The organism is Streptomyces asoensis, assembly GCF_013085465.1.
GTDB lineage: Bacteria > Actinomycetota > Actinomycetes > Streptomycetales > Streptomycetaceae > Streptomyces > Streptomyces cacaoi_A.
In genome coordinates this window covers 4,549,983-4,574,945 of record NZ_CP049838.1, presented here as the reverse complement: position 1 = coordinate 4,574,945, position 24,963 = coordinate 4,549,983, and the positions used below count along the sequence as shown (strand labels likewise).

Annotated in this window: 21 protein-coding genes; 11 read left to right on the top strand and 10 right to left on the bottom strand. The window is 72.7% G+C overall.

Translation table 11 applies throughout. The features are described from left to right. Position 1: 1 nt before the first annotated feature. Positions 2 to 928: a cyclase family protein gene (locus G9272_RS20350; protein WP_171397918.1), complete on the bottom strand. Its 927-nt coding sequence runs from the start codon at positions 926 to 928 to the stop codon at positions 2 to 4. 102 nt (positions 929 to 1,030) lie between these two features. Here G9272_RS20350 and G9272_RS20345 point away from each other — a divergent pair, with 102 nt between their 5' ends. The 4 genes from G9272_RS20345 to G9272_RS20330 all read left to right on the top strand — a co-directional run bounded on the left by G9272_RS20345 (position 1,031) and on the right by G9272_RS20330 (position 5,641). Further along, positions 1,031 to 1,945, top strand: coding sequence for an SDR family NAD(P)-dependent oxidoreductase (locus G9272_RS20345; protein WP_171397917.1), 915 nt, complete (start codon positions 1,031 to 1,033; stop codon positions 1,943 to 1,945). Between the two features lie 103 nt (positions 1,946 to 2,048). Continuing rightward, positions 2,049 to 3,197: an acyl-CoA dehydrogenase family protein gene (locus G9272_RS20340; protein WP_171397916.1), complete on the top strand. Its 1,149-nt coding sequence runs from the start codon at positions 2,049 to 2,051 to the stop codon at positions 3,195 to 3,197. A 22-nt stretch (positions 3,198 to 3,219) separates the two neighbouring features. Next, positions 3,220 to 4,269: a Zn-dependent alcohol dehydrogenase gene (locus G9272_RS20335; protein ID WP_171397915.1), complete on the top strand. Its 1,050-nt coding sequence runs from the start codon at positions 3,220 to 3,222 to the stop codon at positions 4,267 to 4,269. A 79-nt stretch (positions 4,270 to 4,348) separates the two neighbouring features. Continuing rightward, positions 4,349 to 5,641, top strand: coding sequence for an MFS transporter (locus G9272_RS20330; RefSeq protein WP_171397914.1), 1,293 nt, complete (start codon positions 4,349 to 4,351; stop codon positions 5,639 to 5,641). Here G9272_RS20330 and G9272_RS20325 read toward each other — a convergent pair. Then, positions 5,528 to 6,568, bottom strand: a complete 1,041-nt coding sequence (locus tag G9272_RS20325; RefSeq protein ID WP_171397913.1) for a GlxA family transcriptional regulator — start codon at positions 6,566 to 6,568, stop codon at positions 5,528 to 5,530. The two genes, G9272_RS20330 and G9272_RS20325, sit on opposite strands and share 114 nt — an antisense overlap. Before the next feature lie 71 nt (positions 6,569 to 6,639). Between G9272_RS20325 and G9272_RS20320 the strand changes: the two genes are divergently transcribed. Both G9272_RS20320 and G9272_RS20315 read left to right on the top strand, forming a co-directional pair. After that, positions 6,640 to 7,983: an MFS transporter gene (locus G9272_RS20320; RefSeq protein WP_171397912.1), complete on the top strand. Its 1,344-nt coding sequence runs from the start codon at positions 6,640 to 6,642 to the stop codon at positions 7,981 to 7,983. A 233-nt stretch (positions 7,984 to 8,216) separates the two neighbouring features. Continuing rightward, complete coding sequence (locus tag G9272_RS20315) at positions 8,217 to 9,806, top strand: multicopper oxidase family protein (protein ID WP_171397911.1); 1,590 nt, start codon at positions 8,217 to 8,219, stop codon at positions 9,804 to 9,806. A gap of 41 nt (positions 9,807 to 9,847) precedes the next feature. On the opposite strand, the gene G9272_RS20310 is transcribed toward G9272_RS20315, so the two are convergent. From G9272_RS20310 to G9272_RS20285, 6 genes are all read right to left on the bottom strand, one after another. Further along, positions 9,848 to 10,447, bottom strand: coding sequence for a flavin reductase family protein (locus G9272_RS20310; RefSeq protein WP_171402083.1), 600 nt, complete (start codon positions 10,445 to 10,447; stop codon positions 9,848 to 9,850). A 62-nt stretch (positions 10,448 to 10,509) separates the two neighbouring features. Further along, on the bottom strand, positions 10,510 to 11,331 hold the full coding sequence (locus G9272_RS20305; RefSeq protein WP_171397910.1) for an enoyl-CoA hydratase/isomerase family protein: 822 nt from the start codon (positions 11,329 to 11,331) through the stop codon (positions 10,510 to 10,512). Between the two features lie 10 nt (positions 11,332 to 11,341). After that, positions 11,342 to 13,567, bottom strand: a complete 2,226-nt coding sequence (locus tag G9272_RS20300) for an acetate--CoA ligase family protein (protein ID WP_171397909.1) — start codon at positions 13,565 to 13,567, stop codon at positions 11,342 to 11,344. Positions 13,568 to 13,704: 137 nt separating this feature from the next. Beyond that, on the bottom strand, positions 13,705 to 15,180 hold the full coding sequence (locus G9272_RS20295) for a flavin monoamine oxidase family protein (protein WP_171397908.1): 1,476 nt from the start codon (positions 15,178 to 15,180) through the stop codon (positions 13,705 to 13,707). Positions 15,181 to 15,464: 284 nt separating this feature from the next. Next, positions 15,465 to 16,655 carry a flavin-containing monooxygenase gene (locus G9272_RS20290; protein WP_171397907.1) on the bottom strand — a complete coding sequence of 397 codons (1,191 nt, stop codon included), beginning with the start codon at positions 16,653 to 16,655 and terminating at the stop codon, positions 15,465 to 15,467. 300 nt (positions 16,656 to 16,955) lie between these two features. Beyond that, on the bottom strand, positions 16,956 to 18,617 hold the full coding sequence (locus tag G9272_RS20285; RefSeq protein WP_253267867.1) for a subtype B tannase: 1,662 nt from the start codon (positions 18,615 to 18,617) through the stop codon (positions 16,956 to 16,958). A 252-nt stretch (positions 18,618 to 18,869) separates the two neighbouring features. On the opposite strand from G9272_RS20285, the gene G9272_RS20280 reads away from it, so the two are divergent. The 3 genes from G9272_RS20280 to G9272_RS45345 all read left to right on the top strand — a co-directional run bounded on the left by G9272_RS20280 (position 18,870) and on the right by G9272_RS45345 (position 20,242). Further along, positions 18,870 to 19,277: a Zn-ribbon domain-containing OB-fold protein gene (locus G9272_RS20280; RefSeq protein WP_171402081.1), complete on the top strand. Its 408-nt coding sequence runs from the start codon at positions 18,870 to 18,872 to the stop codon at positions 19,275 to 19,277. Positions 19,278 to 19,320: 43 nt separating this feature from the next. After that, on the top strand, positions 19,321 to 19,929 hold the full coding sequence (locus G9272_RS20275; RefSeq protein ID WP_171397906.1) for a GNAT family N-acetyltransferase: 609 nt from the start codon (positions 19,321 to 19,323) through the stop codon (positions 19,927 to 19,929). 148 nt (positions 19,930 to 20,077) lie between these two features. Further along, positions 20,078 to 20,242 (top strand): hypothetical protein, encoded by a 165-nt coding sequence (locus tag G9272_RS45345; protein WP_253267866.1) that lies wholly within the window; start codon positions 20,078 to 20,080, stop codon positions 20,240 to 20,242. A gap of 136 nt (positions 20,243 to 20,378) precedes the next feature. On the opposite strand, the gene G9272_RS20265 is transcribed toward G9272_RS45345, so the two are convergent. Further along, on the bottom strand, positions 20,379 to 21,044 hold the full coding sequence (locus G9272_RS20265) for a pyridoxine/pyridoxamine 5'-phosphate oxidase (protein ID WP_171397905.1): 666 nt from the start codon (positions 21,042 to 21,044) through the stop codon (positions 20,379 to 20,381). A gap of 17 nt (positions 21,045 to 21,061) precedes the next feature. Then, complete coding sequence (locus tag G9272_RS20260) at positions 21,062 to 22,057, bottom strand: expansin EXLX1 family cellulose-binding protein (RefSeq protein WP_171397904.1); 996 nt, start codon at positions 22,055 to 22,057, stop codon at positions 21,062 to 21,064. Positions 22,058 to 22,263: 206 nt separating this feature from the next. Between G9272_RS20260 and G9272_RS20255 the strand changes: the two genes are divergently transcribed. Continuing rightward, the gene (locus tag G9272_RS20255) at positions 22,264 to 24,054 is read left to right on the top strand and encodes a pyridoxal phosphate-dependent aminotransferase (RefSeq protein WP_171397903.1); all 1,791 of its coding nucleotides are present in this window, start codon (positions 22,264 to 22,266) and stop codon (positions 24,052 to 24,054) included. After that, positions 24,051 to 24,854: a phosphatidate cytidylyltransferase gene (locus tag G9272_RS20250; protein WP_171397902.1), complete on the top strand. Its 804-nt coding sequence runs from the start codon at positions 24,051 to 24,053 to the stop codon at positions 24,852 to 24,854. The genes G9272_RS20255 and G9272_RS20250 overlap by 4 nt, the downstream gene beginning before the upstream one ends. Positions 24,855 to 24,963 lie beyond the last annotated feature (109 nt).

The following is a 24,963-nucleotide window of genomic DNA, read 5'->3' as shown; positions in this document are numbered from 1 at the left end:
TCTAGAGCACCGCCACGGGGGCCACCGGAGTTCCCGTCCCGCCGACGAACGGCTCGGGCATCGCCGACAGCAGGAACGCATAGCGGCCCGTTTGTCCACAGGCTGTGGACAACTCTTCGAGATTCCAGTTCTGGCCCTGGAGCATCCCCATCTCCACCAGGTCGAGCGCGTGCACCGGCAGCCACAGGTTGTCGATCTCGGGCGGGAAGATCTCGAACGTGAGGGTGTCGTTGGCGACCGCCGCCACGTCGCGCGCGTGGAACCACTCCGGCGTACGGACCGAAAGGCCCGGTGACGGATAGCCGTACCCCTGCTTGTCACCGGCCAGATAGACCTGCACCTGCCCGGTCCGTACGAGCACGATGTCGCCGGCCCGTACGCGGGTGCCGGTCAGTTCCTCGGCCGCCGTCAGGTCCTCCGGGGTGACCGCGTGACCGCCGTCCAGCCGGTCGACGCCACGCGCGCGTGCCACGTCCAGAAGCACCCCGCGCGAGACGATGTGCCGCGCCTTGTCGATGCCGCTGAACTCGGCGCCGCCGTGCGGGGTGATGGTGCCGGCCGGCCGGCCGTTGTAGAGCTTCCCCGAGTGCGAGACATGGGTCAGCGCGTCCCAGTGGGTGCCGGCCTGGAGGCCCATGGTCACGGCGTCGTCGCTGCACGCCACCGTGCCCGGACCGAAGATCTCCTGGTTGATCTGCACCATGGCGTGCAGGGGGTTGACCCGCCCCGGGATCAGCCCGGTCTGCACGCCGTCCTCCCGCAGGGGCAGCGCGAGCGGGACGCGGCGGCCGGTGCGGACCTCGGCGGCGGCCGCGCGGACGACGTCGTCGGTGATGAGGTTCAGGGTGCCGATCTCGTCGTCGGCCCCCCAGCGCCCCCAGTTGTTGACGCGCTTCGCGATGTCGTGGAACTCGACCGGCAGTGTCATTCCGTGCCTCCCCGGGGCTTGTCCCCGACCGACGGACGGGTCAATCTAGACCTCGAATCTCAAATCTAACGGTCCGTCAGAAACTGCGGGAGGGGGCCGGACGTGGGGAACTTCCTGACCGGCAAGGTCGTGGCCGTCACGGGTGCGGGACGAGGCATCGGGCGGGCGGTGGCGCTCGCGGCGGCGGCCGAGGGCGCGCGGGTCGTCGTCAACGACTACGGGGTCTCGGTGGACGGCGCCTCACCCACCAGCGAGATCGCCGAGTCCGTCGTCAAGGAGATCGAGGCGGCGGGCGGGGAGGCGGTCGCCGTCGCCGACGACATCTCGACGATGGCGGGCGGGCAGCGGGTCGTCGACACCGCGCTGGCGTCGTACGGACGGCTCGACGGGGTCGTGTGCGTGGCCGGGATCCTGCGGGAACGGATGCTGTTCAACATGTCCGAGGAGGAGTGGGACCCCGTCGTCGCCACCCATCTCAAGGGCACGTTCACCGTGTTCCGGGCCGCGTCGGCGGTGATGCGCGGGCAGCGCTCCGGGACGCTGATCGGCTTCACCAGCGGCAACCACCAGGGCTCGGTCTCGCAGGCCAACTACAGCGCCGCCAAGGGCGGGATCATCTCGCTCGTGCGGAGCGCCGCGCTGGGACTGCACAAGTACGGGGTGACCGCCAACGCGGTGGCCCCCGTGGCCCGTACGCGGATGTCCGCGGGCGTGCCCATGGAGCTGGCGGAGATCGGCGAACCCGAGGACGTGGCCGCGTTCGTGGTGTATCTGCTGTCGGACCGTGCGCGGGACGTGGGGATCACCGGGCAGGTGTACACCGTCGCGGGGCCGAAGATCGCGGTGTGGGCGCAGCCTGCTGAACTGCGTTCGGCTTATGCGGAGGGGGGTTCCTGGACGCCGGAGCGGATCGCGGAGGTGTTGCCGGGGGCGGTGGGGGTGGATCCGATGCCGATGCTCGCGCGGTTGGAGGAGATGGCTCGGGCCGCGCGGGAGGGGAGCCGGCCCAACGCCTGAGCGTGCTTCCTGTGGTCTTTCGGGTGCGGGTCGTCTGTGGCCGGTCGCGCAGTTCCCCGCGCCCCTCGAGTCGGGCAGCTTGCCCCCGACGTGAGGCGGTGCCGTGGATTTCGGATCAAGTTCCCTGGATGAGGAGTTCCGGGCCGAGGCTCGGGCCTGGCTCGCCGAGCACGCCCCGCACGCCTCCGATCGCCGGGCCTGGGAAGGCACCCTCGGCTCGGCCGGGTGGATCGGGCTCGGGTGGGCGGAGGGCGGGTACGGGAATCGGAGCGGGAGTCTCACCCAGCAGGTTGCCTGGGCCGAGGAGTACGCGCGGGCGGGGGCCCCGGCCCGTTCCGGGCACATCGGGGAGAACCTGCTCGCGCCGACCCTGCTCGCGCACGGCACGGCGGAGCAGAAGGCGCGCTTCCTGCCGCCGATCGCCGCCGGTGCCGAGCTGTGGTGCCAGGGGTACAGCGAGCCGGGCGCCGGGTCCGACCTGGCCGGGGTCCGTACGAGAGCCGAACTCGCCCCCGATGGACGGTCGTACCGCGTCACCGGGCAGAAGATCTGGACCTCGCTCGCCCATGAGGCCGACTGGTGTTTCGTGCTCGCCCGCACAGATCCGGAGTCCAGGCGGCACCACGGACTGACCTTTCTCCTCGTCCCCATGGACCAGCCGGGACGGATCGAGGTGCGGCCCATCCGGCAGCTGACCGGCACCAGCGACTTCAACGAGGTCTTCTTCGACGGGGCGCACGCGCGCGTGGAGCACGTCGTCGGCGCGGCGGGCGACGGCTGGCGGGTGGCGATGAGCCTCCTCGGCTTCGAACGCGGGGTGTCGACCCTCGCCCAGCAGATCGGCTTCGCCCAGGAGCTGGAACGGGTCGTGCGTACGGCGGTGCGGACGGGGGCGGCCGACGACCCCGTCGTACGCGAGCGGCTGGTGCGGCTGTGGGCCGAGCTGCGCACCATGCGGTGGAACGCGTTGCGGACGCTGGGGGGCTCCGGCGGGCCGGGCGCGCCCAGCGTGGCGAAGCTGCTGTGGGCCGGCTGGCATCAGCGGCTGGGGGAGGTGGCGGTGCAGGTGCGGGGGGCGGCGGCGAGCGTCGGCCCCGCGGACTGGTCGCCGTCCTCGCCGTACGAACTCGACGACGCGCAGCACCTGTTCCTGTTCTCCCGGGCCGACACCGTCTACGGCGGCTCGGACCAGATCCAGCGCACGATCATCGCCGAGCGGGTGCTCGGCCTGCCCAGGCAACCCAAGGGATAGCGGACGGTACGGAGGGGACGCGATGCGAGGCGTGGTGTTCGACGGGAAGCGGGCCGAGGTCGTCGACGATCTGGCCGTTCGCGATCCGGGGCCGGGTGAGGTGCTCGTGGCGATCTCGGCGGCCGGGCTGTGTCACAGCGACCTCTCGGTCGTCGACGGGACGATTCCCTTTCCGGCGCCCGTCGTCCTCGGTCATGAGGGCGCGGGGGTCGTCGAGGCGGTCGGCGCGGGGGTCGGTCATGTCGTGCCGGGGGATCATGTCGCGCTGTCCACGCTCGCCAACTGCGGCACCTGCGCGGAGTGCGACCGCGGCCGGCCGACGATGTGCCGGCAGGCCATCGGGCGCCCGCGGAAGCCGTTCACGCGCGCGGGAGGCGCGGTGTACCAGTTCGCGTCCAACTCCGCCTTCGCCGAGCGCACGGTGGTGAAGGCCGTACAGGCGGTCCGGATCCCGAAGGACATCCCGCTGACGTCCGCCGCGCTGATCGGGTGCGGGGTGCTGACCGGTGTCGGGGCCGTGCTCAACCGCGCGCGGGTCGGGTACGGGGAGAGCGTCGTCGTCATCGGGACCGGCGGGATCGGGCTGAACGTGGTGCAGGGAGCGCGGATCGCGGGCGCGTCGCGGATCGTCGCGGTGGACGCGAACCCGGCGAAGGAGACGGTGGCCCGCCGGTTCGGCGCGACCGACTTCCTGACCTCGACGGACGCGGTACGGGACGTGCTGTCCACGGGCGCGGACCACGTCTTCGAGTGCGTCGGCCGGGTCGAGCTGATCCGGCAGGCGATCGACCTGCTGGACCGGCACGGTCAGGCGGTGCTCCTCGGGGTCCCGCCGGCCACCGCCGAGGCGTCCTTCCTGGTCTCGTCGATGTACCTGGACAAGTCGATCCTGGGCTGCCGGTACGGCTCGTCGCGCCCGCAGCGGGACATCGCGCTGTACGCCGAGCTGTACCGGGCCGGTCGTCTGCTCCTCGACGAACTGGTGACGGACACCTACCCGGTGGAGGACTTCGCGAAGGCGGCCGCGGACGCGGAGGCGGGGAGGGTGGCGCGGGCGGTGCTCACGTTCTGACCAAGGCCGAGCCGAAGGCCCGGCCGGCTGCCCGGAAAACCCGTGGGGCGGTGTCGGTGCCGCACCCTACGGTCCTTGCATGACCTACCGCGACGTCGCCACCAGACAGGTCCTGATCTGGTGCTGCACCGCAGTCGGCGCCCGTATGCCGGTCGCCATGGCGCCGCTGGCGCTGGTGTTCCTGGTGCGCGAGCGCCCCGGCGGCTACTCGCTGGGCGCGATCCTCGCGGCGGCCTACGTCGTCGGTGAGATCGTGGGCGCCCCCGTCCTCGGGATGCGGCTGCGCCCCGAGCGCGCCCGCGTCCACCTGGCCCTCGGGCTGGCGGCCGGGTCCGCCGGATTCGCGGGGCTCGGGGCGTTTCCGGCCGCCCATCCGGCGGTTCTCGGCGGGTTCGCGGCCGTGGCCGGTGCCGCCCCGGCCGCCGCCACCGGTGGGCTGCGCACGCTGCTCACCGCGCTGGTTCCGGAGCGAGCGGCGGCACAGGCGCTGTCCGTCGAGTCGATGCTGACGGCCGGGGTGTGGGCCGTCTCCCCGGCGGCGGTCGCCGGTCTGGCCCTCGGCGTCGCGCCGCGCGTCCCGCTGCTCCTCGCGGCCGCCCTGATGGCCTGGTCGGTCGCGGGCCTGTGGCTGCTCCCGGCGGCCTGGGGCGCGGACGGCACGGGTGACCCGCGTGGCGAGGACCGCGCGGGCGCGTCGCCGCTGCGCGTCCTGGCCGGCGCCTGGCCGGTGTACGTGACCGGCGCGGCCAGCCTCACCCTGCTCGGGCTCGCCGAACTCGTCCTGCCCGCCCTGCTCGAACAGCGGGGCGTCGGCGTCGGCTGGTCCGGTCCGCTGCTGACCGGGATGGCGGTGGGCGGGGGGCTCGGCGCGTTCGCCTACGGTCTTCGGGCCTGGCCGGGACGGCTGCGCACCCGCAGCGTGGTGCTGATGGCGGGGACGTCGGTCTGCGTGACGCTCGCCGCGCTGACCCCGGACGCGGTGGGGATCGCGGCGGCGCTGGCCGTGGGAGGCGTCCTCCAGTCCGCCGCGATGCTCACCCGCAACCTGTCCCTGCGCGAGGCCCTGCCGCCGCACGCCCTGGCCGCGGGCTATTCGGTCATGTACGCGGCCGCGGGCGCGGGTTACGCGGCGACGGGCTCCCTCGCCGGTGCCCTGCTGGAGGTGGTCGCCCCGTCGACGGCGATCCTGGCCGGGGTCGGGGTGACCCTGCTCCTCACGGCGGTGGGCTGGTGGGGCGAGGTGCGCACTGCCGGAAGGTCACCGCAGGGCGGCGTCGGCAACGCCGCGACCACCGCTCTCGCCGCTCCCGGCGCGGAAGGTGCGGAAGGTGCGGCGATACGCGGTCGGCGTGACCCCGAGGGCCGCCTGTAGGTGCTGTCGCATCGACTGGGCGGTGCCGAAACCGGCGTCCCGGGCGATCTGGTCGACGGACCGGTCGCTGGACTCCAGCAGGTGCCGGGCCCGTTCGACCCGTTGCTGGGTGAGCCACTGACCGGGGCTGATGCCCACCTCCTCGCGGAAGCGGCGCGTGAACGTCCGTACCGACATGGCCTCCTGCTCGGCCATGTCGCGCAGTTGGATCGGCTCGTGGAGGCGGCCCAGCGCCCATGCGCGGGCGGCGGTCGTGGTCGCCTGCTGCGGGTCGGGCACGGGGCGCTCGATGTACTGCGCCTGGCCGCCGTCGCGATGCGGCGGTACGACCGTGCGGCGGGCCACCTCGTTGGCGACGGCGGCGCCGTGGTCTCGGCGCAGGAGGTGGAGGCAGAGGTCGATCCCGGCCGCCACACCGGCCGAGGTGAGAACGTCGCCGTCGTCGATGAAGAGCACGTCCGCGTCGACCCGGATCCTCGGGAAGAGCCGCTGGAAGTGTTCGGCGTGCATCCAGTGCGTGGTGGCCGGGCGGCCGTCCAGGTAGCCCGCGGCGGCGAGGACGTATCCGCCGGTGCAGATCGAGACGAGGCGGGTGCCGGGACGCAGGCGGGCGAGGGCGGCGGCCAGTTCGGGGGTGAGCACGCCCTCCTCGTAGACGGGGCCCAGCTCGTAGGAGGTGGGGACGACGACGGTGTCGGCGGTGGCCAGCGCCTCGGGGCCGTTGCCGACCAGGAGGGCGTAGTCGGCGTCCGTCTCGACGGGGCCCGGCGGCCGGACGGAGCAGGTGACGACGTCGTACAGGCGGCGGCCCGCCGCGTCGCGCGCCTTGCCGAAGATGCGCTGCGGAATGCCCAGCTCGAAGGGCATCAGCCCGTCGAGGGCGAGGACGACGACGCGATGGCGGGAGGATGCGTACGGTTCGGCCATGGCCCGATCCTAGCGAATGCTGTCTCTCGGGCCACTCGCCCGGTAGGTTCCGGTATCGGAAGCTCTGTGACGTGACCCAGACAACCGAAACTCCGGCATCCGCCGAGGAGCAGAAGCCCGTCTCCGACCGCGTCCCCGGCCGCCGCCGTGGCCGCATCCATCGCGCCTGGTTCGTCGCCGCCGTCACCTTCGTCACGATCATCGGCGCGGCTGCCTTCCGTTCGCTCCCCGGTCTGCTCATCGACCCGCTGCACCAGGAGTTCGGCTGGTCGCGCGGCACGATCGGCGCGGCGGTCTCGATCAACCTGGCGCTGTACGGCCTCACCGCCCCGTTCGCGGCGGCTCTGATGGACCGCTTCGGCATCCGCCGGGTGGTCGCGGTGGCCCTGACCGTGATCTCGGTCGGCTCGCTCCTGACGGTCTGGATGACGACGGCCTGGCAGCTGCTGCTGTACTGGGGCCTGCTGGTGGGCCTCGGCTCGGGTTCGATGGCGCTCGCCTTCGCCGCGACGGTCACCAACCGCTGGTTCACCGAGCGCCGGGGTCTGGTCAGCGGCATCCTGACCGCGGCCTCCGCCTCCGGCCAGCTGATCTTCCTGCCGCTGCTGTCCTGGCTGGTCACGCGGTACGACTGGCGCCCGGCGGCCGTGACGGTCGCGCTGGCCGCGCTGGCCGTCGTCCCCTTCGTCTGGCTGCTGCTGCGGGACCATCCGGCGGACGTGGGCCAGAAGCCGTACGGCGCGACGGAGTTCGTCCCGAAGCCGGCCCCGGTGCAGGGCGCCGCGCGCCGCACCCTGCGGGTCCTCTTCTCGGCGGTCCGCACGGGCCCGTTCTGGCTGCTGGCCGGCACCTTCGCGATCTGCGGCGCCTCCACGAACGGCCTGATCCAGACCCACTTCGTGCCGGCCGCGCACGACCACGGCATGCCGATCACGGCGGCTGCCTCGCTGCTCGCGGTCATCGGCGTCTTCGACGTGGTCGGCACGATCGCGTCCGGCTGGTTCACCGACCGCTTCGAGCCGCGCCGGCTGCTGGCGGTGTACTACGCGCTGCGCGGCATCTCGCTGCTGTTCCTGCCGATGCTGCTGGCCCCTTCCGTGCACCCTCCGATGATCTTCTTCATCGTCTTCTACGGCCTCGACTGGGTCGCCACCGTCCCGCCCACCCTGGCCCTGTGCCGTGAGCAGTACGGCGACGACAGCGCCATCGTCTTCGGCTGGGTCCTGGCCTCCCACCAGGTCGGCGCGGCCCTGGTGGCCTTCCTGGGCGGCATGGCGCGGGACACGTTCGGCTCGTACGACATGGTCTGGTACGCGTCGGGGGCGCTGTGCGCCGCGGCGGCGCTGATGGCGTTGGTGATCCGGCGGCGGCCCACGGTCCCCGCACCGGCTGTCCCTGCATCGGTGACCGCCTGAGCCGACGGCTGCCTGTGCTGACGGATGCCTGTGCTGACGGATGCTCGAGCTGACCGCTGCCGGAGCCGGTGCCTGTCCGGGCCGGTGAGGCGAAGGTGGTTTCAGGGCTCCTTTACGTACCATATGGGCACATTCCGACACGGATGGCTGCGTTGTGCGGCCTCCGTGTCGTTGCTCTGCCCGTCCGTTGCCGTCTGCTGCTCTCTGCTGCTCTCTGCCCATGGAGGCGATACGTGACTTCTCTGGCCCGTCGTGGCGTGCTGAAGTGCCTGCCGGTCGCCGCCGGGGCGGTCGTGACCGGCATGGCGGCGAGTCCGCAAGCGGTGGCGCGGCAGGAGGCCGACCCCTCCTTCCCGCAGCCGGAGATCCGCAGGACATCGCCGCGCACGGGGCGGCTGGAGACCCGCCTGACCGTCGGGTTCACCGAGCAGGTGATCCCCGGGGTCGGCACGGTGACCACACGCACCTACGAAGGGGCGGTCCCCGGGCCGACGCTGCGGGTGCGTCCGGGGGACTCGCTGGAGATCACGCAGGTCAACGCGCTGCCGCCGAACGCCGAGACGACGAACGCCGAGACGACGCATGCCGGGGCGACGCATGCCGGGGCGACGCATGCCGAGGCGACGGATCAGGACATGAACGTCCCGCATCACTTCAACACCTTCAACCTGCACACCCATGGCATGCACGTGGACCCCACGGGCGAGGCGGACAACATCTACCGCACGTTCGAGCCCTCCGACACGCCGGGGAGCACCACCACCTACCGCAGCCGTTTCGACGTCCCGGCGGATCATCCGGCCGGCACGTTCTGGTACCACCCCCACCATCACGGCTCCACCGCGACCCAGCTGCTGAACGGTATGGGGGGCGTCCTCGTCGTCGAGGGTGACATCGACGAGGTGCCCGAGATCGCCGCCGCCAAGGAGGTCGTCGTCTGCATCAACGAGCTCAAGCTGTCCGGCGGACGGGTGCCGGACCTGACCTCGCACGGCGCCTATGACGGCATCATCTCGACCTTCCTGGTCAACGGCGCGAAGAACCCCGTGCTGACCATCGCCCCGGGGGAGGTCCAGCGCTGGCGGGTCGTCAACGCCGGAGCGATCACCGCGCACTTCCTGAGCCTGCGCGGGCACGAGCTGCACCAGATCGCCTGCGACGGCATCACCCTCATGGAACCCGTCGCCACCACCGGACTGACGCTGCCGATGGGCGGGCGCGTCGACCTGCTGGTCCGCGGGGGCAAGCCCGGTACCTACAAGCTGTCCGGCGGGGGGCCCTCGCAGACCCTGCTGACGCTCGTCGTCACCGGTGACGCCCGACCGATGTCGCTGCCGACCAGCCTGCCCGGCAGACCCACCAGCCTGCCCGAGCCCACCCGCACCCGGACTCTGACCTTCCGCAGCTACGAGAACGTCTTCTCAGGAGCCTTCCCGAACGCCTACCGGATCCTGGGCGACGGCGAGACTCCGCCCGCCGACCCGCTGGCCGGCCGCCGCGACCTCGCCTGGGGCCGCCTCGCGGCCGACTTCGTCAACCAGCGCGTCCGGCTGGGCGAGGTCGAGGAGTGGACGGTCGTCAACGACTCCCACGCCCACAGCCATCACCCGTTCCACCTGCACACCAACCACTTCCTCCTGACCGCCGTCGACAACCGCCGGCTGGCCACGCCGGTCTGGCACGACACGGTCAGCATCCCGCCGAACGGCTCGGTCACCTTCCGGCTGCGCGCCGAGGACTTCACCGGCCGCTCCATGCTGCACTGCCACCAGCTCCAGCACGGCGACGAGGGCATGATGCAGATCGTCGACTACGTGCGCTGATCGTCGACCACGCGCGCTGAGCGGGGCGTAGCGGCCGACGCTCAGAGGAAGCGGCCCCGGTGGAACAGCAGGGGTGGTTCGTCCGCACCCTCGCCCGCCCCCAGGGCGTTCACCCGGCCCACGACGACGAGGTGGTCGCCGCCCGTGTGGACGGCGTGGATCGCGCAGTCGATCCAGGCGAGGGTGCCGGTGAGGCGGGGCGCCCCCGACACCGGGGCCGCGTCATGGGCCACACCGGCGAACTTGTCGGTGCCGCTCGCCGCGAAGGCGCGGCACAGCCCGGCCTGGTCGGCGCTCAGCACGTTGACGCAGAAGACGCCCGCGCGGGCGATACGCGGCCAGGTCGTGGACGTGCGGCCGACCATGAAGGCGACCAGGGGCGGATCGAGGGAGAGGGAGGAGAAGGACTGGCAGGCGAAGCCGGCGGGGCCCGCGCACCCGTCCTCGCCCTCGACCGCCGGTGCCGTCACGACCGTCACGCCCGACGCGAAGCTCCCCAGCACCCGCCGGAACTCGCCCTGGTCCACCGGTGCGCGTTCGTCCTCGCGGACACAGCGCAGCTCCGGGCGTGGCAGCACCTCGACCGGGTGGTCCGCCCTGAGGTAACGGACGGCCGCGGCCGCCATTCCCACATGTCCCATCATGTGCTCCATTGAAACTGACGGCATGTCAGATAGGAAGGGCCGCGGCAGCCGGGACCCCGTCACCGGCCCCGGAACCTCGGCTCGCGTCGCTCCACGAAGCTCGTCACGCCCTCCTGCGCGTCCGCCGTCGTCATGTTGATCTCCTGCGCGGCGGCCTCGGCGGCGAAGGCGGTGGCCCGGTCGCCGTCCAGGGAGGCGTTGACGAGCTGCTTGGTGAGCGACAGGGCGCGGGTGGGGCCGGCGGCCAGGCGGGCCGCCCACTCACGGGCCGTCTTGTCCAGCTCGCCGTCCGGGACCACGCGGTTGACCAGGCCGAGGCGTTCGGCGTCCGGCGCGGTGAGCGCGTCGCCGAAGAACATCAGCTCCTTGGCCCGCAGGGGGCCGATCAGACGGGGGAGGAGGTAGGCGCCGCCGCCGTCCGGGACCAGGCCCCGGCGGACGAACACCTCGATGAACCTCGCCGATTCCGCGGCCAGCACCAGGTCGCAGGCGAACGCGAGGTGCGCGCCCAGGCCGGCCGCCGTGCCGTTCACCGCGGCGATCACCGGCTTCTCGCAGTCGAGCACGGCACCGACCAGGCGCTGGGCGCCGAGTCGCAGGGTCCGGCTCACATCGCCGGCCACCCGCTCACCGCCCGTGGAGCCACCCCGCAGGTCCGCTCCCGCGCAGAAGCCGCGGCCGGTGCCGGTGAGGACCACCGCCCGGACGTCCGGGTCGGCCGAGGCCTGCGCGAGGAGGGCGATCAGGTGGTCCCGCATGCCGGGGGTGAGGGCGTTCAGGGTCTCGGGGCGGTCGAGGGCGATGTGGGTGACCTGGCGGTCGGTCCGGTGGCGTATCGACGGCTCGGGCACGGTCACGCTCCGCTCTCGGCTCTCGTCCATGAGGTGGTCCTCACCGGCACACCGCCAGTGCGTCCAACGCCACCGCGCCCTGCCCCCACGGCAGGACCACCAGGGGGTTGATGTCGAGCTCGGCGAGGTCGTCGCCCAGCTCCAGGGCCATCCGCTGTACGCGCAGGATCACCTCGACGAGCGCGTCCAGATCGGCCGGCGGGCGGCCCCGTACGCCGTCCAGCAGCGCTCTCCCGCGCAGTTCGGCCAGCATGTCGCGGGCCTGGTCCTCGCCGAACGGCGGCACGCGCACGGCGGCGTCGTGCAGGACCTCCACCAGGACCCCGCCGAGGCCCACCGTCACCGTCGGGCCGAACAGGTCGTCGTGGGTCACGCCGACCACCATCTCCACACCCCGCTCGACCATCTGGCACACCAGGACGCCGTCCAGTGAGACCCCCTCGTAGCGCGCGATGTCGGTCAGCTCGCGGTAGGCGTCCCGGACCTGGCTGGCCGAGGTCAGACCGACCTTCACCAGGCCCAGCTCGGTCTTGTGGGCGATCTGCGCGCCGGACGCCTTCATCACCACCGGGTAGCCGACCAGTCCGGCCGCCCGCACCGAAGCCGCGGCGCTGGTCACCAGCTGCTCGCGCGGGACCCGGATGCCGTACGCCCGCAGCAGCTGCTTCGCCGCGTGCTCGCTCAGCTGCTGCCCCGGCCGCATCAGCAGCTGTGCCTTGCGGAGGGACGGGGACTGGGTGCGCGGGGCCTCGTCGAAGGGGGAGTGGTAGTCGCTCACGAAACGGTGGTGCTCGAGGTGGGCGCGGACGGCCGAGATGCAGTTGGCGAGGGTGCGGAAGGTCGCCACCCGGGAGGAACCCAACAGGACTTCGCGGTAGGCCGGTTCGGTGCCCACCGGCGAGCCCCAGACCACGCACACCAGCTTGTCCGTCCGTTCCGCCGCGTCCACCAGGTCCTGGACCAGGCGGTCGCTCAACGGGGGGAACGGGCCCGTGATCGGGCAGATCAGGACGCCGACGGCCGGGTCGTCGAGGATCGCGTCGATGATCTTCCGGCCGCGCTCGTCGCCCACCGGGTGGCCGCCGTTGTCGACCGGGTTGGCCACGTTCAGATACGCGGGGATCCACTGGTGCAGCTCGGCCTGTCTGTCCGCCGACAGGGTCGGCAGGGTGAGGCCCGCCGCCGTCGCCAGGTCGGCCGCGTGGGCGCCCGTGCCGCCCGAGATCGAGTAGACGACGACCCCGTCGGCCTGCGGCGGCCGCGCGCGGGCCAACAGGGTGGCGGTGTCCTGGAGTTCGTCGAGACCGTCCACCCGGATCACGCCGTACTGGCGCATCGCCGCGTCGACGACCTCGTCCGCGCCGGTCAGCTTGCCGGTGTGGGAGGCGGCGGTGCGGGCGCCGGCCTCGGTGCGGCCCACCTTGACCGCGACGACCGGTACCCCGCGCCGGGCGGCCCGGTCGGCGGCGAGGAGGAAGGACCGGCCGTCCTTCAGTCCCTCCACATAACAGGCGATCGCGCCGACCTCGGGGCGCTCGGCGAAGTAGGACAGGAAGTCGGCGGTCTCCAGGTCGGCCTCGTTGCCCGTCGGCGCCCAGTGGGAGAGGCGGATGCCGAGTTCCTGGAGCGCGAAGACCGGGCGGCCCTGGTGGCCGGACTGGGTGATCAGCGCGATCGACGGGCCGGGGAGATCGTCGCGGAACCGCTCGAAGGCGTTGAGGTTGGTGTTGGGGCCGAGCAGGCGGATGCCCGAGCGGGCCACCGCCGCCGCGAGGCGGGCCTGCGCGGCCGCGCCCTCCTCGCCCGTCTCCGCGAAGCCGGAGGCGAAGACGACGGCGAACTTCACCTTGGTCTCGGCGAGTTGCTCGATGACGGGCAGCGGGTCGGCGACCAGCAGGACGGCCAGGTCGACCTGTTCGGGCAGGTCGGCCACGGACGGCGAGCAGGGCAGGCCGAACACGCTCCCGCGGGTGGGGTGCACGGGATGCAGCCGCGCCCCCACCCGCTCGGCCCAGCCCACCAGTTGTCGGGTGACACCGGTGTTCGGGCGTCCTTCGGCGTCCGAGGCGCCGATGACCGCGACCGACTCCGGCCGGAAGAACCGGTCCAGGTCGGGGACGTCCGCGTACAGCGGACGGCCGCTGACGTCGAGGTCGTCCGCCTCGGCCGGCCGGCCGTGGACGGCGGGCCCGGGGTGCTCGCCGCACGCGATGACCCGGGCCCGGCGGGAGTCGGTGGTGAGGGTGCCGTGGGTTGATCCAAGCATCGGTCCGCCCGCTCCTGTGTGACTGCCATGAGTGACCGTCAAGTAACTGACGCTCTGTCAGGTTACATACCTGACGGAGTGTCAGGAATGGTCGTGCACACAGAAAGGAGCGGGCGGGGCGCGGACGCGGGCGGCGACTACAGCGCCGCCAGCACCTCCTTCGCCACCCGCTCGCCCGACCGCACGGCTCCGTCCATGAAGCCCATCCAGTACAGGGAGGTCTCCGTCCCGGCCCAGTGGATCCCGCCGACCGGCGCGCGCAGGGCCGGGCCGTACTGCGTCAGGACCCCCGGTGCGGCGATCGAGACGGGGCCGCCGCGGGTGTAGGCCTCGTTGTTCCAGCGCTGGAGGACGAAGGAGGAAGGGGAGGCGGCCTTCTCGCCGAAGTACGTCACGTAGTCCTTCAGCACGGCCGCCCTGACCTCCGCCTCGCTCGCCGCGTCCAGCTTCCGGGCCTCGTCGGCCTCGATGAAGCCCATCAGCGCGCCGTACGAGGCGTCGGGCGGGGAGTTGTCGAAGGTGGAGCTGATCACTCCGGTGTCGCTGACGACCTGGCCGTTGAGGCCGTCGGCCCGCCAGAAGGGGGTGTCGTAGATCGCGATCGCCTTGCCGACCGAGGCCATCGGCAGGCGCTGGGTGAGCTGGTCGCGGGCGGCGGGCAGGAGCGGGTCGTACTGGATACGGGCGGCGAGCGGCGGGGGTACGGCGACGACGACCCGCTTGGCGGTGACGGTGATGCCGTCGGCGGTGACGACGTACTTGGCGCCGGACCGGGCGATCGTGCGCACCGGGGCGTTCTGCACCACCCGGTCGCCGAGGGTGGCGGCGAGTCTGATCGGCACCAGCTGGGAGCCGCCGACGAAGCGCAGTTCCTGGGCGCCGTTCGCGGTCTCGGTGAGGCGTTCCAGGGTGCCGGGGGTCGAGGCGTTGCCGGCGGCCGCGATGTAGAAGAGGACGAAGAGGAGCGAGAGTTCACGGGGCTCGGCCGAGAAGATCGAGGTGCAGGCCACGTCGAGGAGGAACTTCGCCGACGGGACCACCGCGTTGGCGTTCAGCCAGCTCTCGAAGGTCTGCTTGTCCCACTCGGCGGCCTTGGCGGCGGTCCAGGGCGCGTCGACCGGCACCTGCTTGGCCATGTCGTCCAGCGAGGCCTGCACGATCGCGGCGTTGGCGAGGCCGGCGACATCGACCGGCGGGACCGAGCCGAGCAGGCCGTCGGTGGCGTACGGGGTCTTCTTGCCGTCCTTGTAGAGGAGGTTCTTGCCGGTGTTGTAGGTGGCGAAGGTGGCCACGCCCAGGGAGTCGGCGAGCGCCTTGATGCGGTCCTGGGTGGGGCCGATGAACTCGCCGCCGCCCTCGGTGACTCCCCCGTTGGCCAGGGGCAGGTTGACGACCCGGCCGCCCACGCGGTCGCGGGCCTCCAGGACGGCGACCGTCCGGCCGGCGGCCACGAGGTCGCGGGCCGCGGTGAGGCCGGCGAGTCCGCCGCCGACGATCGCGACGTCCACGTCCCGGGTGGTGGCCGCGGCGGCCGTACCGGCGGCGGTCGCGGTCAGGGCGGTGGCGCCGGCGGCCACGGCGGCGGTGCGGCCGAGCAGGGAACGGCGGGACATGCCTGGGGAGTGCTGTCTTTCACTTGCCACGTGCGTCCTCCGTCGAGCTTCGAGAGCGAGCGGGGGTGGAACCAGAAACATGAACAGGGCTCACATTCTGGCTCCGCGGGAGGGCACGGGACAACGCTCTCGTCATATCTGACACAGGTGTAACGGGCAGCGAGATGAGGGGAGTTGACCGCGGGAGCCGGCGGTCGCGGCCGGTGCCTGCCGGGGCGACCTGCCGGTGCCTGCCGGTGCCTGCCGGAGGTGGCGGGGCGGGCTGGCGGAGGTGGTGGGGCGGACTACCGGAGGTGGCGGCGCACGGCCTTGGCGATCTTCTCCGCGTCGGTCGCCAGCTCGCGGAGCGTGCCGCTGATGGGGGTGGTGAAGCCGGTGAAGTACAGGCCGGGGGTGTCCTTCGGGGCGCGGGCGCCGTGGCCGACGGGTCTGCCGCGGTCGTCGAGCACGCCGAGGTGGCCGACCAGGCCCTCCAGGGCACGGACGTACCCGGTGGCGGCGACGACGGCGTCCGGGGCGATCCGGGCACCGTCGGCGAGCACGATCTCGCCGCCCTCCTCGAAGCCCGCCACGGCGGCCACGACCTCCACCCGGCCCTTGCGCACGGCGTCGATCAGGCCGACGTCCTGCACCGGGATGGCGCCCTCCTTGACGCGGGAGTAGAGGCCGCTGTCGGGGCGGGGCAGACCGTGCGCCGACAGGTCCGGCACGCTGAGCCTCGCCATCGGCCGCGCGAGCCGGTCCACGAGGCGGACCGGCAGCCGCCGTACGAGCACGGCCGTGTACTGCGCGGCCCAGCCGGCCGTCGAGCGGCGCACGATGTGCGGGGCGGTGCGCACGGACAGCCGCACCCGGGCCGCACCGCTCTCCACCAGGTCGACGGCGATCTCGGCGCCGGTGTTGCCGACGCCGACGACGAGGACGTCCCGGTCGGCGTACTCCTTGCCGCTGCGGTAGGCGGCGGCATGCGCCAGCTCACCCGTGAACGCCTCGCGGCCGGGCCAGTCCGGCAGGTGCGGGGTGTGGTTGTAGCCGGTGGCGACGACCACCGCCGAGCCGACGAGCTCGCGTCCGCCGGTGGCGTGCAGCAGCCAGCCGGTGCCGTCCGGGGTGCGCTCGACGCGGGACACCTCGACGCCGGTGACGATCTCCAGCTCGTGGACCTCGGCGTACTTCTCCAGGTAGCGCACCATGTCGTCGCGTGCCACCCACCGCCCGAACCGGCGCGGCATCGCGAGCCCGGGCAGGGCCGAAAGACGCCGGGTGGTGTGCAGATGCAGCCGGTCGTAATGGCGCCGCCAGGAGGCGCCGACCCCGTCGGCCTTCTCCACGACGACGGCCCGTATGCCCTGGGCACGCAGTGCGTACGCGGTGGCGAGGCCGCCGGGACCGCCGCCGATGACGTACACGGGGCGGTCGGCCGGGTTCGCGGTGGTGATCGCCTGGGAGGTCGGGCGCGGTGCGGAGTCTTCCATGAGCGCGAGCGTAATCACGCGCGCGGTTGATGGGTCTCGGTCAAGACCGGAATTGGTTGCGGATCGATCACGCGTGGGGGAAGTGCGGGTAGGACCGGTGACGTAGACCACTTGGTTGTGTGCGACAGGGCGAATAGGTGGGGGAATCGCTGAGGGAGTCGGTGGGGAAAAGGTGCGACGCCTGGCCCAGGTGCGCTCGGGCCAGGCGTCGCGTGCGGACGGCGTCGGTGACTATGACGGGAAACTGACGCCGCCGCGTCCAGGATGCCTTCCGGAGGGACCGGGAGGCGTGCGGAACTACTACTTCTTGACCTTGGCGCCGGCCTTGGCCTTGTGGCCCGTCACCTTGGCGATCCACGCGATGAAGTCGCCCGGGTCGGTGTTGGCGCCGTGGCCCTGGTCCCAGTAGTAGAGGTGGTTGACGTCGTCGCCGAGACCGTTCGCGGCGGCGGCGATGTTGGCGGAGACCGTCAGCGAGGTGTCGGAGTCCTTGGTGCCGAGACGGATCCACCAGTGCTTGCTGCGGCCCGCGTTGGGCTTGTCGGCCAGGAAGTACATCGGGTTCATCAGCCGCAGCATCTCGGGGATGTCGCTGTCGAGGCGCTTGGCGGTGAGCCCGGTGGTGTCGTTCTTCAGGCTGTACGCCGTGAAGTGACGGGAGAGGACCGTGCCCTTGCCGAACTCGTTGTTCTCGCCCGCCGACAGGTCGAAGGCGTCGAAGGCCGGGGTGTTCTTCTTGCGGGCGCCGACGTGGGTGAGGAAGTCCGCCCAGGTGAAGGTGGCCTTGCCGTTCTTCCAGGTGATGAAGGTGTTGGCGGCGAGGTACGTCTCGCGGGCGGTGTCGGAGAGGGCCGCGAGGTAGGTGGTGGCCGACGGCTCCAGGTACTGCTCGACCAGGTACTCGTCGTAGTTGCGGGCGTTGAGCGCGCCGAAGCCGCCGAGTCCCCTGAGCTTCAGTCCGGCCTGGTACTCGGCGAACTGCGACCGAAGGGCCTTCGACACCGTCTGGTCGACCTGCGTGCCCGTACTGAGGGCGTTGGTGCCCCAGTTCCACTCGTAGGAGCCGTCGGCGTGCTCCAGGTCGGTGATCGGGCACCAGGCGCCGGTCGCGAAGATCGCGTCGGAGGCGTCGGCCGCGCCGAGCTCCTCGAGGTACTTGTCGTAGAGCGGGCTGTCGCCGGACGCGCCGAGCAGCGAGGAGAGCGCACCGCCCGCGCTGGTGCCGGCGGACACGATCCGGTCGGTGTCGCCGGGGATGACGCCCTTGTTGGCCCGCACGTACCGCACGGCGGCCTTGAGGTCGACGATCGCGGCGGGAGCCACGCCGTAGTACTCGCCGGCGGAGTTCTTGAGCGTACGGCCGCGGGCGCCGGGCTCGACGACGACGTAGCCGGCGGCCAGGGCCAGCAACTGGTTGGAGGACAGGGCCCCGCCGGTGGCGTTGGTGTTGCCGTTGGCGCCGGGGGCCGAAGCGGAGGCCGAGGCACTGGCCGAGGGTGCTCCGCTGGGCGCGCCGCCGCCCGCCCCGCCGCCCATTCCGCCGCCCATGCCGCCGGCGCCGACGCCGGTGGCGTCTGCCACGGAGGACGGCATATAGCCGCCGACGGAGTTCGCGAACAGGATCGGCGCGTTGCTCGCGTCGACCGCGGTGCCGTCGATCTCGACCGGCACGCTCACGTTCAGCGACTGGTAGGTGGCGTCCACCGGCTTGGCGACGTAGGTGATCGCCTTCCAGAAGTGGTACGTCACGGAGTGCTCGTCGCCGGCGGTGTCCGTGACGGTCGTCGTGAGCTTCGTGTAGCCGTCCGGGTCGAAGGCCAGGGAACCGGCGTCCGAGGACGAGGACGTCGAGGTGCCGCTGGACGCCTGCGCGCTCAGGGCGATGCCGCCCACTGCCGCGACACCCGCGGTGGCGCCGAGCCCCAAGACGACCGACCTGCGCTTGACTGCCCTGTGCTTCACGATGCTGCCTCTCCATGAACCGGGTGGTGACTGCTTGCTCTCCGGGCTTGCGTTGGTGAACGTAATTCGGAGCCAACAAAATCGTCAACAATCTTCGGGACATTCACGGGCGACGCACAGTTTCATGGCGAACGCACAGGGATCTCTCATGGGATCTCCCGGGGGGATGCCACGGGGATGCCGTGGGGATGTCATGGGAAATGCGCCGCCTTCCCGGATCCGGATACCTGACGTACCGTCAGATCCATGGAGATGGGCAACCGTCACGACGTCCCCGAGGCCGACGCCTTCACCCGCGCGTACTGGGACGCGGCCGCCGAGGGCCGGCTGCTGATCCGGCGCTGCGGGGCCTGCGCACGGCCCCACCACTACCCCCGGGAGTTCTGCCCGTACTGCTGGAGCGAGGACGTGACCTGGGAGGACGCGAGCGGCCGGGCCACGCTCTACACCTGGTCCGTCGTCCACCGCAACGACCTGCCGCCCTTCGGGGGGCGGACCCCGTACGTCGCCGCGGTGGTCGACCTGGCGGAGGGGCCGCGGATGTCCACGGAGATCGTGCGGGAGGGAGAGCGGGAGGGGGCGGGGCCGGAGCTGCGGGCGGGACTGGAGCTGGCGGTCGTGTTCCGGGACGGGGTGCCGGTGTTCCGGCCTGCGCCGTGAAAGACCGGCGGTGTTCAATGACGCGGCGGTGTTCAATGACCGGATGACCGACATACGCGAGCCGCACCCGGCCCCTCTCGCCCCCGGTCTGCACGGCCATGGCCTGGCCCTGCGGCCCTGGGACCCGGAGTCCGCCACCGACGTGGAGGCCTGGCTGCGCGGGCACGTCGACCCGGAGTTCGTGCGCTGGAACACCCCGCTGCGGACGATCACCGACACCGCCGGCGCCCGGCTCTCCCTGGCGGGCAAGAGCGCGGACGGGGCCGCCGGGCGTGCCATGGCGTTCTGTGTCACGGACGCGGCCGACGGCACGATCCTCGGGCAGGTCGGAGTCAACATGATCGACCGCGTGCTGAGCTTCGCCAGAGTCGGCTACTGGATCCTGCCGGAGGCGCGGGGCCGGCACGTCGCCACCCGCTCCCTGCTGCTCGCGGCCCGGTGGGCGTTCACCGAGGTCGGTCTGCACCGGCTGGAGCTGGGCCACGCGCTCGGTCACGACGCCTCCTGCCGGATCGCCGAACGCTGCGGCTTCCGGTGCGAGGGGACCCTGCGCGGGGCGATGTGGGAATCGGGCCGCCGGGACGCCTTCCGGGACGTCCACCTGCACGGCCGACTGGCCACGGACCCGGAGCCGGAGTGGCCTCGGGCTTGAGGGGCGCGTGATCAGGGGGAGGCGATGGGCAGGGCAGCCGCCTCCTCTTTCGAGACTCCTTCTGGGCATACTGCCGGACGCCTTCCCTTGGACCCACTTCCTGCCCGAGGCCGACATACACGCTTTCGCCGTCGAACTGGTCGACACCATGCGGGCCGCGGACTCCGTCGGCAACAGCGCGTCCGTCGCCCAGCTGCTCATCGCCTGGCAGCACACGGTCGAGGTCCACTCCGACCCGGAACTGCTGGCCGCGCTGACCAGAGACCACACCGAGGACTACGGTCCGGCCCCGGATCCGCGGGAGGTCGGGTGAGCGCGGGCCGTGGAGACCGCGCCGCACCGCCGGCACCGGAGGGCCAATGGGAGGTTCGCGGTCGCGGCCTCGGCGAAGGGTTGGGAAGACCTGGCGCAGCAGGCGCGCGAGAACACCTACCGCGCTTGAGGTGGCCTCAGGGCCACAGCTGTTCCCTGGACCAGGACCCGTCCGACCGGTGGTATCTCAGCCGGGCATGACGGCGGGCGCTGTCCCCCTGGAAGAACTCCACCTCGTCCGGGCGCAGTCGGTACAGGGTCCAGGTCGGGGACTTGGCTGTCGGGTGGGCTTGGGCGTGTTGCCAGGCCGCCTCCGACGCGCTCGTCAGTTCCTCCGTCGAGGCCAGGACCTCGCTCTGTCGTCCGGTGAGGGCGGCGGCCAGGGCGCCTGTCGAGCGGGCGTGCAGGTCGGCCTGGGCCTCCTCGGACGGGGCGGAGGTGACCGGGCCGCGTACCCGGACCTGGCGGCCCAGCACCGGCCAGTAGAAGGTGAGGGCCGCGTACGGGCGGGCGGCGAGCTGGCGGCCCTTCCGGCTGGTGGCGTGTGTCGCGAAGGCCCAGCCGTCCGCGTCGGCGCCGTGCAGCATCACGATGCGGGCGTCCGGAAGGCCGTCCTCGCCGACGGTGGCGAGGGTCATCGTGTGCGGCTCCCGCTCGCCCGCCGCCACCGCCTCGGCGAACCAGTCCGTGAAGAGGGACAGCGGCTCGGCGGGCGCCGCCTCCGGGGCGAAGGGCGGTAGCGCGGTCACCTCCGGTTCCCACACCCGCAGCGACCTCAGCAGCTCATGAAGATCCTTGGCCATACGGCGAGAGTATGCGGTCAGTGCCGGGCGAACTGGACCCGCGTCGACTGCACCACGTCCGCCCGGACGGCGATGCCCTCGACCGTCAGCTGCTCCCCGTAGATGTCGGTGAGCCGGAGCGCGCCGCCGCAGCCGGTGCCCTGCTCGGAGAGGAAGTAGTTGTAGTCGGTGCGCGCCAGACGGGTCCAGCCGGCGCTCGTGCGGACCTCCAGCCGGGCCAGCGGGTTGCGGTGGCCGATCGCCTGGATGCCGCACCAGTACTGGGTGGAACCGGTCTTGTAGCGGATCGAGATCGTGTCGGACGTGGCGGGGCTCAGCAGGCTCCACGTGACCGTGATCCGGCCCGCCGAGAGCGGGGCCAGCTTGGCGAAGGCCTGTCGGCTGAGGTCGAGTTGGCCGGCCTCGCAGGGCGCCGGGCACTCGTTGGTGATCCGGACCGTGATCGACGCTCCGCTCCCGGCCCGGACGAGGACGTACGCGCCGCACGCCTTGGACGTCTCGTAGTCGGCGGTGTTCATCGCCGCGGTCATGACGTCGGAGGTCGGGCCGTAGGAGCAGGCGCCGTTGCCGTCTCCGGCGTCGTACGAGGTGGCGACGCCCCGGTAGGAGGTCCCGGGCGCGATCCGCCCCGCCGACGGTGCCGCGCCGGACGCGGTCCGCGCGGCGGGCGCGGCCGAGCGCCCGCCCGACGAGCCGGACGCGCCGGTCGCGGTGGCGGCGGGCGTGGTCGTCCGGCCGGCCGTCGCGCTCGGGGACGCCGTGGACGGCTTCGGCTTCGGCGACGGTGACCCGGTGGTCCCGGTCGCCGTCGGCGAACCGCTCACCCCGGCCCCGGCGGCGGGCTCGACCGTGCGGGCCCCGCCGTCGGCCCCGGTATCGGTCCCGCCGTCGGGACGGAAGGCCACGACCAGGGACACGACGAGCGCGACGGCCGCCACGGCGACCACCGTGACGACGGGAACGCGACGCGTGCGTCTCTCGGGGCGGGGCCGGCGGTGTGAGGAGGATGCCACGGATGAATCCTTACGCGGTTCGGCGGAGCACGTACGGGAAAGCTTTCGACTCGTCGGTCGCCGCCGGTCCCGGAAAGGTTGCCGCGCCCGGCGGAAATCCCGGCCGCGCCTGAGTACGCGTACTCAGCGGGACTGGGTCGCTCGGCCCTGACGTGGTCGGCCCGCGCTCCCGACGATGGGTGTCCCCTGCGTCGAGAGAGGTGCTCATGGGCCGTGACCTTCAGCTGCGTACCGCCACTTCGGAGGACCTCGAGTGGATCCACGCACTACGTCACCGGGTGTACGCGCAGGAGTTGGGCCAACATGCGCCGGACCCCACCGGGCGGCTCCGTGACGGGCTGGACGGCGACAACGTCTACCTGGTCGCTGCACGGGGAGCGGTCCGGATCGGCTTCGTCAGCCTGACCCCGCCCTGGCTGGGGCGGTACGCGCTGGACAAGTACCTGACCCGCGACGAGCTGCCGCTGCTGAACGACGGCGACCCGTTCGAGGTGCGCATCCTCACCGTCGAGCCGCGCTGGCGGGCCACCGCGGCGGCGCCGCTGCTGATGTACGCGGCCCTGCGCTGGATCGCCTCCAGGGGCGGCCGCCGGGTGGTGGCGATGGGACGCACCGAACTGCTCGACATGTACCTGGCCGCCGGGCTGCGCCCGGTCGGCCGTACCGTCCACAGCGGTGCGGTCACGTTCGAGGTGCTGACCGGCGGTGTGACCGAGCTGACGAAGGTCACGATGGACCGCTACCGCGCCTTGCTGAGACGTTTCGAGTCCGTGGTGGACTGGCGGCTGGACATGCCGTTCGCCCCCCGGCCGGACGGCTGCGAACACGGCGGAGCCTCGTTCACCGCCATCGGCGCGGACTTCCGCAGCCTGGACCGGCGCCATCGGATCGTCGCGGCCGATGTGCTGGACGCCTGGTTCCCGCCCGCCCCGGGGGTGCGGGCGGCGCTTACGGAGGATCCGGCCTGGGCCGCCCGGACCTCGCCGCCGACCGGCGCCGAGGGACTGCTGGCGGAGATCGCCACGGCCCGCGCGCTGCCGGTGGAGACCCTCGCCGTCGGCGCCGGTTCGTCCGACCTGATCTTCAGGGCGTTCGGCCGCCTGCTGACCCCGGACAGCAGGGTGCTGCTCATGGACCCGGGCTACGGCGAGTACGCCCATGTCACGGAGCGGGTGATCGGCTGCCGGGTGGACCGGTTCCGGCTGCGCCGCGAGGACGGCTGGCGGATCGACCCGGACCGGCTGTCCGCCGCCGTCGGGTCCGGCCGCTACGACCTCGTGGTGGTGGTCAACCCGAACAACCCGACCGGACGCCACGCGCCGGCCGCCGAACTGCGCGCGCTGATCGCCGCCGCGCCGGCCCGGACCCGCTGGTGGATCGACGAGGCCTACCTGGGCTATGTCGACCCGGCCGAGTCGCTCGCCGGTCTCGCCGCGACGGACCCCCGGGTGGTGGTCTGCACGTCGCTGTCCAAGATGTACGCGCTGTCCGGGATGCGGGCCGCCTATCTGGTGGCCGAGCCGGCCACCGCGGCGCGGCTGCGCCGGTGGACACCGCCGTGGCCCGTCAGCCTCCCGGCGCAGCTCGCCGCGGTGGCGGCCCTGCGCGACCCGGAGTACTACGACGACTGTTGGCTGCGCACCCATGCGCTGCGCCGGCGGCTGGCCGCCGACCTGGCCGGGCTGGACGAGACCGTGGTGGTCGAGGAAGGCGTCGCGAACTTCCTCAACCTGACCCTGCCGTCCGGCGGGCCGAGTGCCGCCCGCCTGGTGAACGAGTGCCGCCGCCACGACGTGTACCTGCGCGACCTGTCGCCGTTGTCGTCGCAGTACCGGGGACGCACGGTGCGGGTCGCGGTCAGGGACACCGCCGAGAACGCCCGCATCGTGGCCGCGTGCCGGACCGCCCTCGACGCGCTGTGGCCGGGCCCGGCCTCGCGTGTCGCGATGCCCGCGGGTGTTTCCGCCGCCGGATCCGCTGCCGGATCCGCCCGGTGATCACCGTGGCCTCGCTGGCGCCCTACCTCGGTGGGGCGCTGGCGCTGGGCGGTGTCGCGGTGGCGGCGTCCCGGCGCCGTGAGCTGCTGATCAGGTGGTGCGCGTGGGCGGTCGGAGTCCCCCTGGTGACCGGTGCGTTCTGGTGGGGCCGGCCGGGCGCCGCTCTCGTCGCCCTCGCGGCCGGGGTGATCGCGGTGTTCGAGTTCGGCGGGCTGCTGCGGCTGGGTCGGCCGGACCGGGTGGTGCTGGCCGCGGCGGTGGCGGGCGTGGTGCTGGCGGCCTGGCTGGCGCCCGGGCAGGTGCTCCGGGTGGTGGCGATCGGGGCGCTCGCGGTGGCCGCGGTGCCGCTGCTGGCCGGCGACGCCGAACGCGGCCTGCACCGGGTCGGCGCCGGACTGCTCGGGCTGGCCTGGCTGAGCGTGTTGGCCGCGCTGGTGCCGCTCGGGGCGAGCGCGCTCGCGCTGTTCGTGGCGGTCTCGATCGCCGACATCGTGGCGTACTTCGCCGGGCGGTGGCTGGGCGGGCCGAGGCTGTCACCGCTGTCACCGGCCAAGCGGTGGAGCGGGACCCTGGCGGGCTCCGTGGCCGGGCTCGGGGTGCTCGCCGTGCTGTCCGCGTCGAGCTGGCAGACGGCGATCGCCGTCGCGGTCGGCGGCCCGGCCGGGGACCTGCTCGAATCCATGGTCAAAAGGGGTGCGGGGACGAAGGACGCCGGCCGTTGGCTCCCTGGCTCCGGCGGCCTCCTGGACCGGATCGACTCACTGCTCGTCGCACTGGCGGTGCTGCTGGTGCTGAGCTGACCCTCATCGGCCGGGCCGCGAGTGACCCGCTGGTCCTGCGCCGACCCTCGTCGACTCGGGACGTGAGCGAGCTGCCGGGCGGGACCTGCCGGGAGGGGCGGCGCGGCGG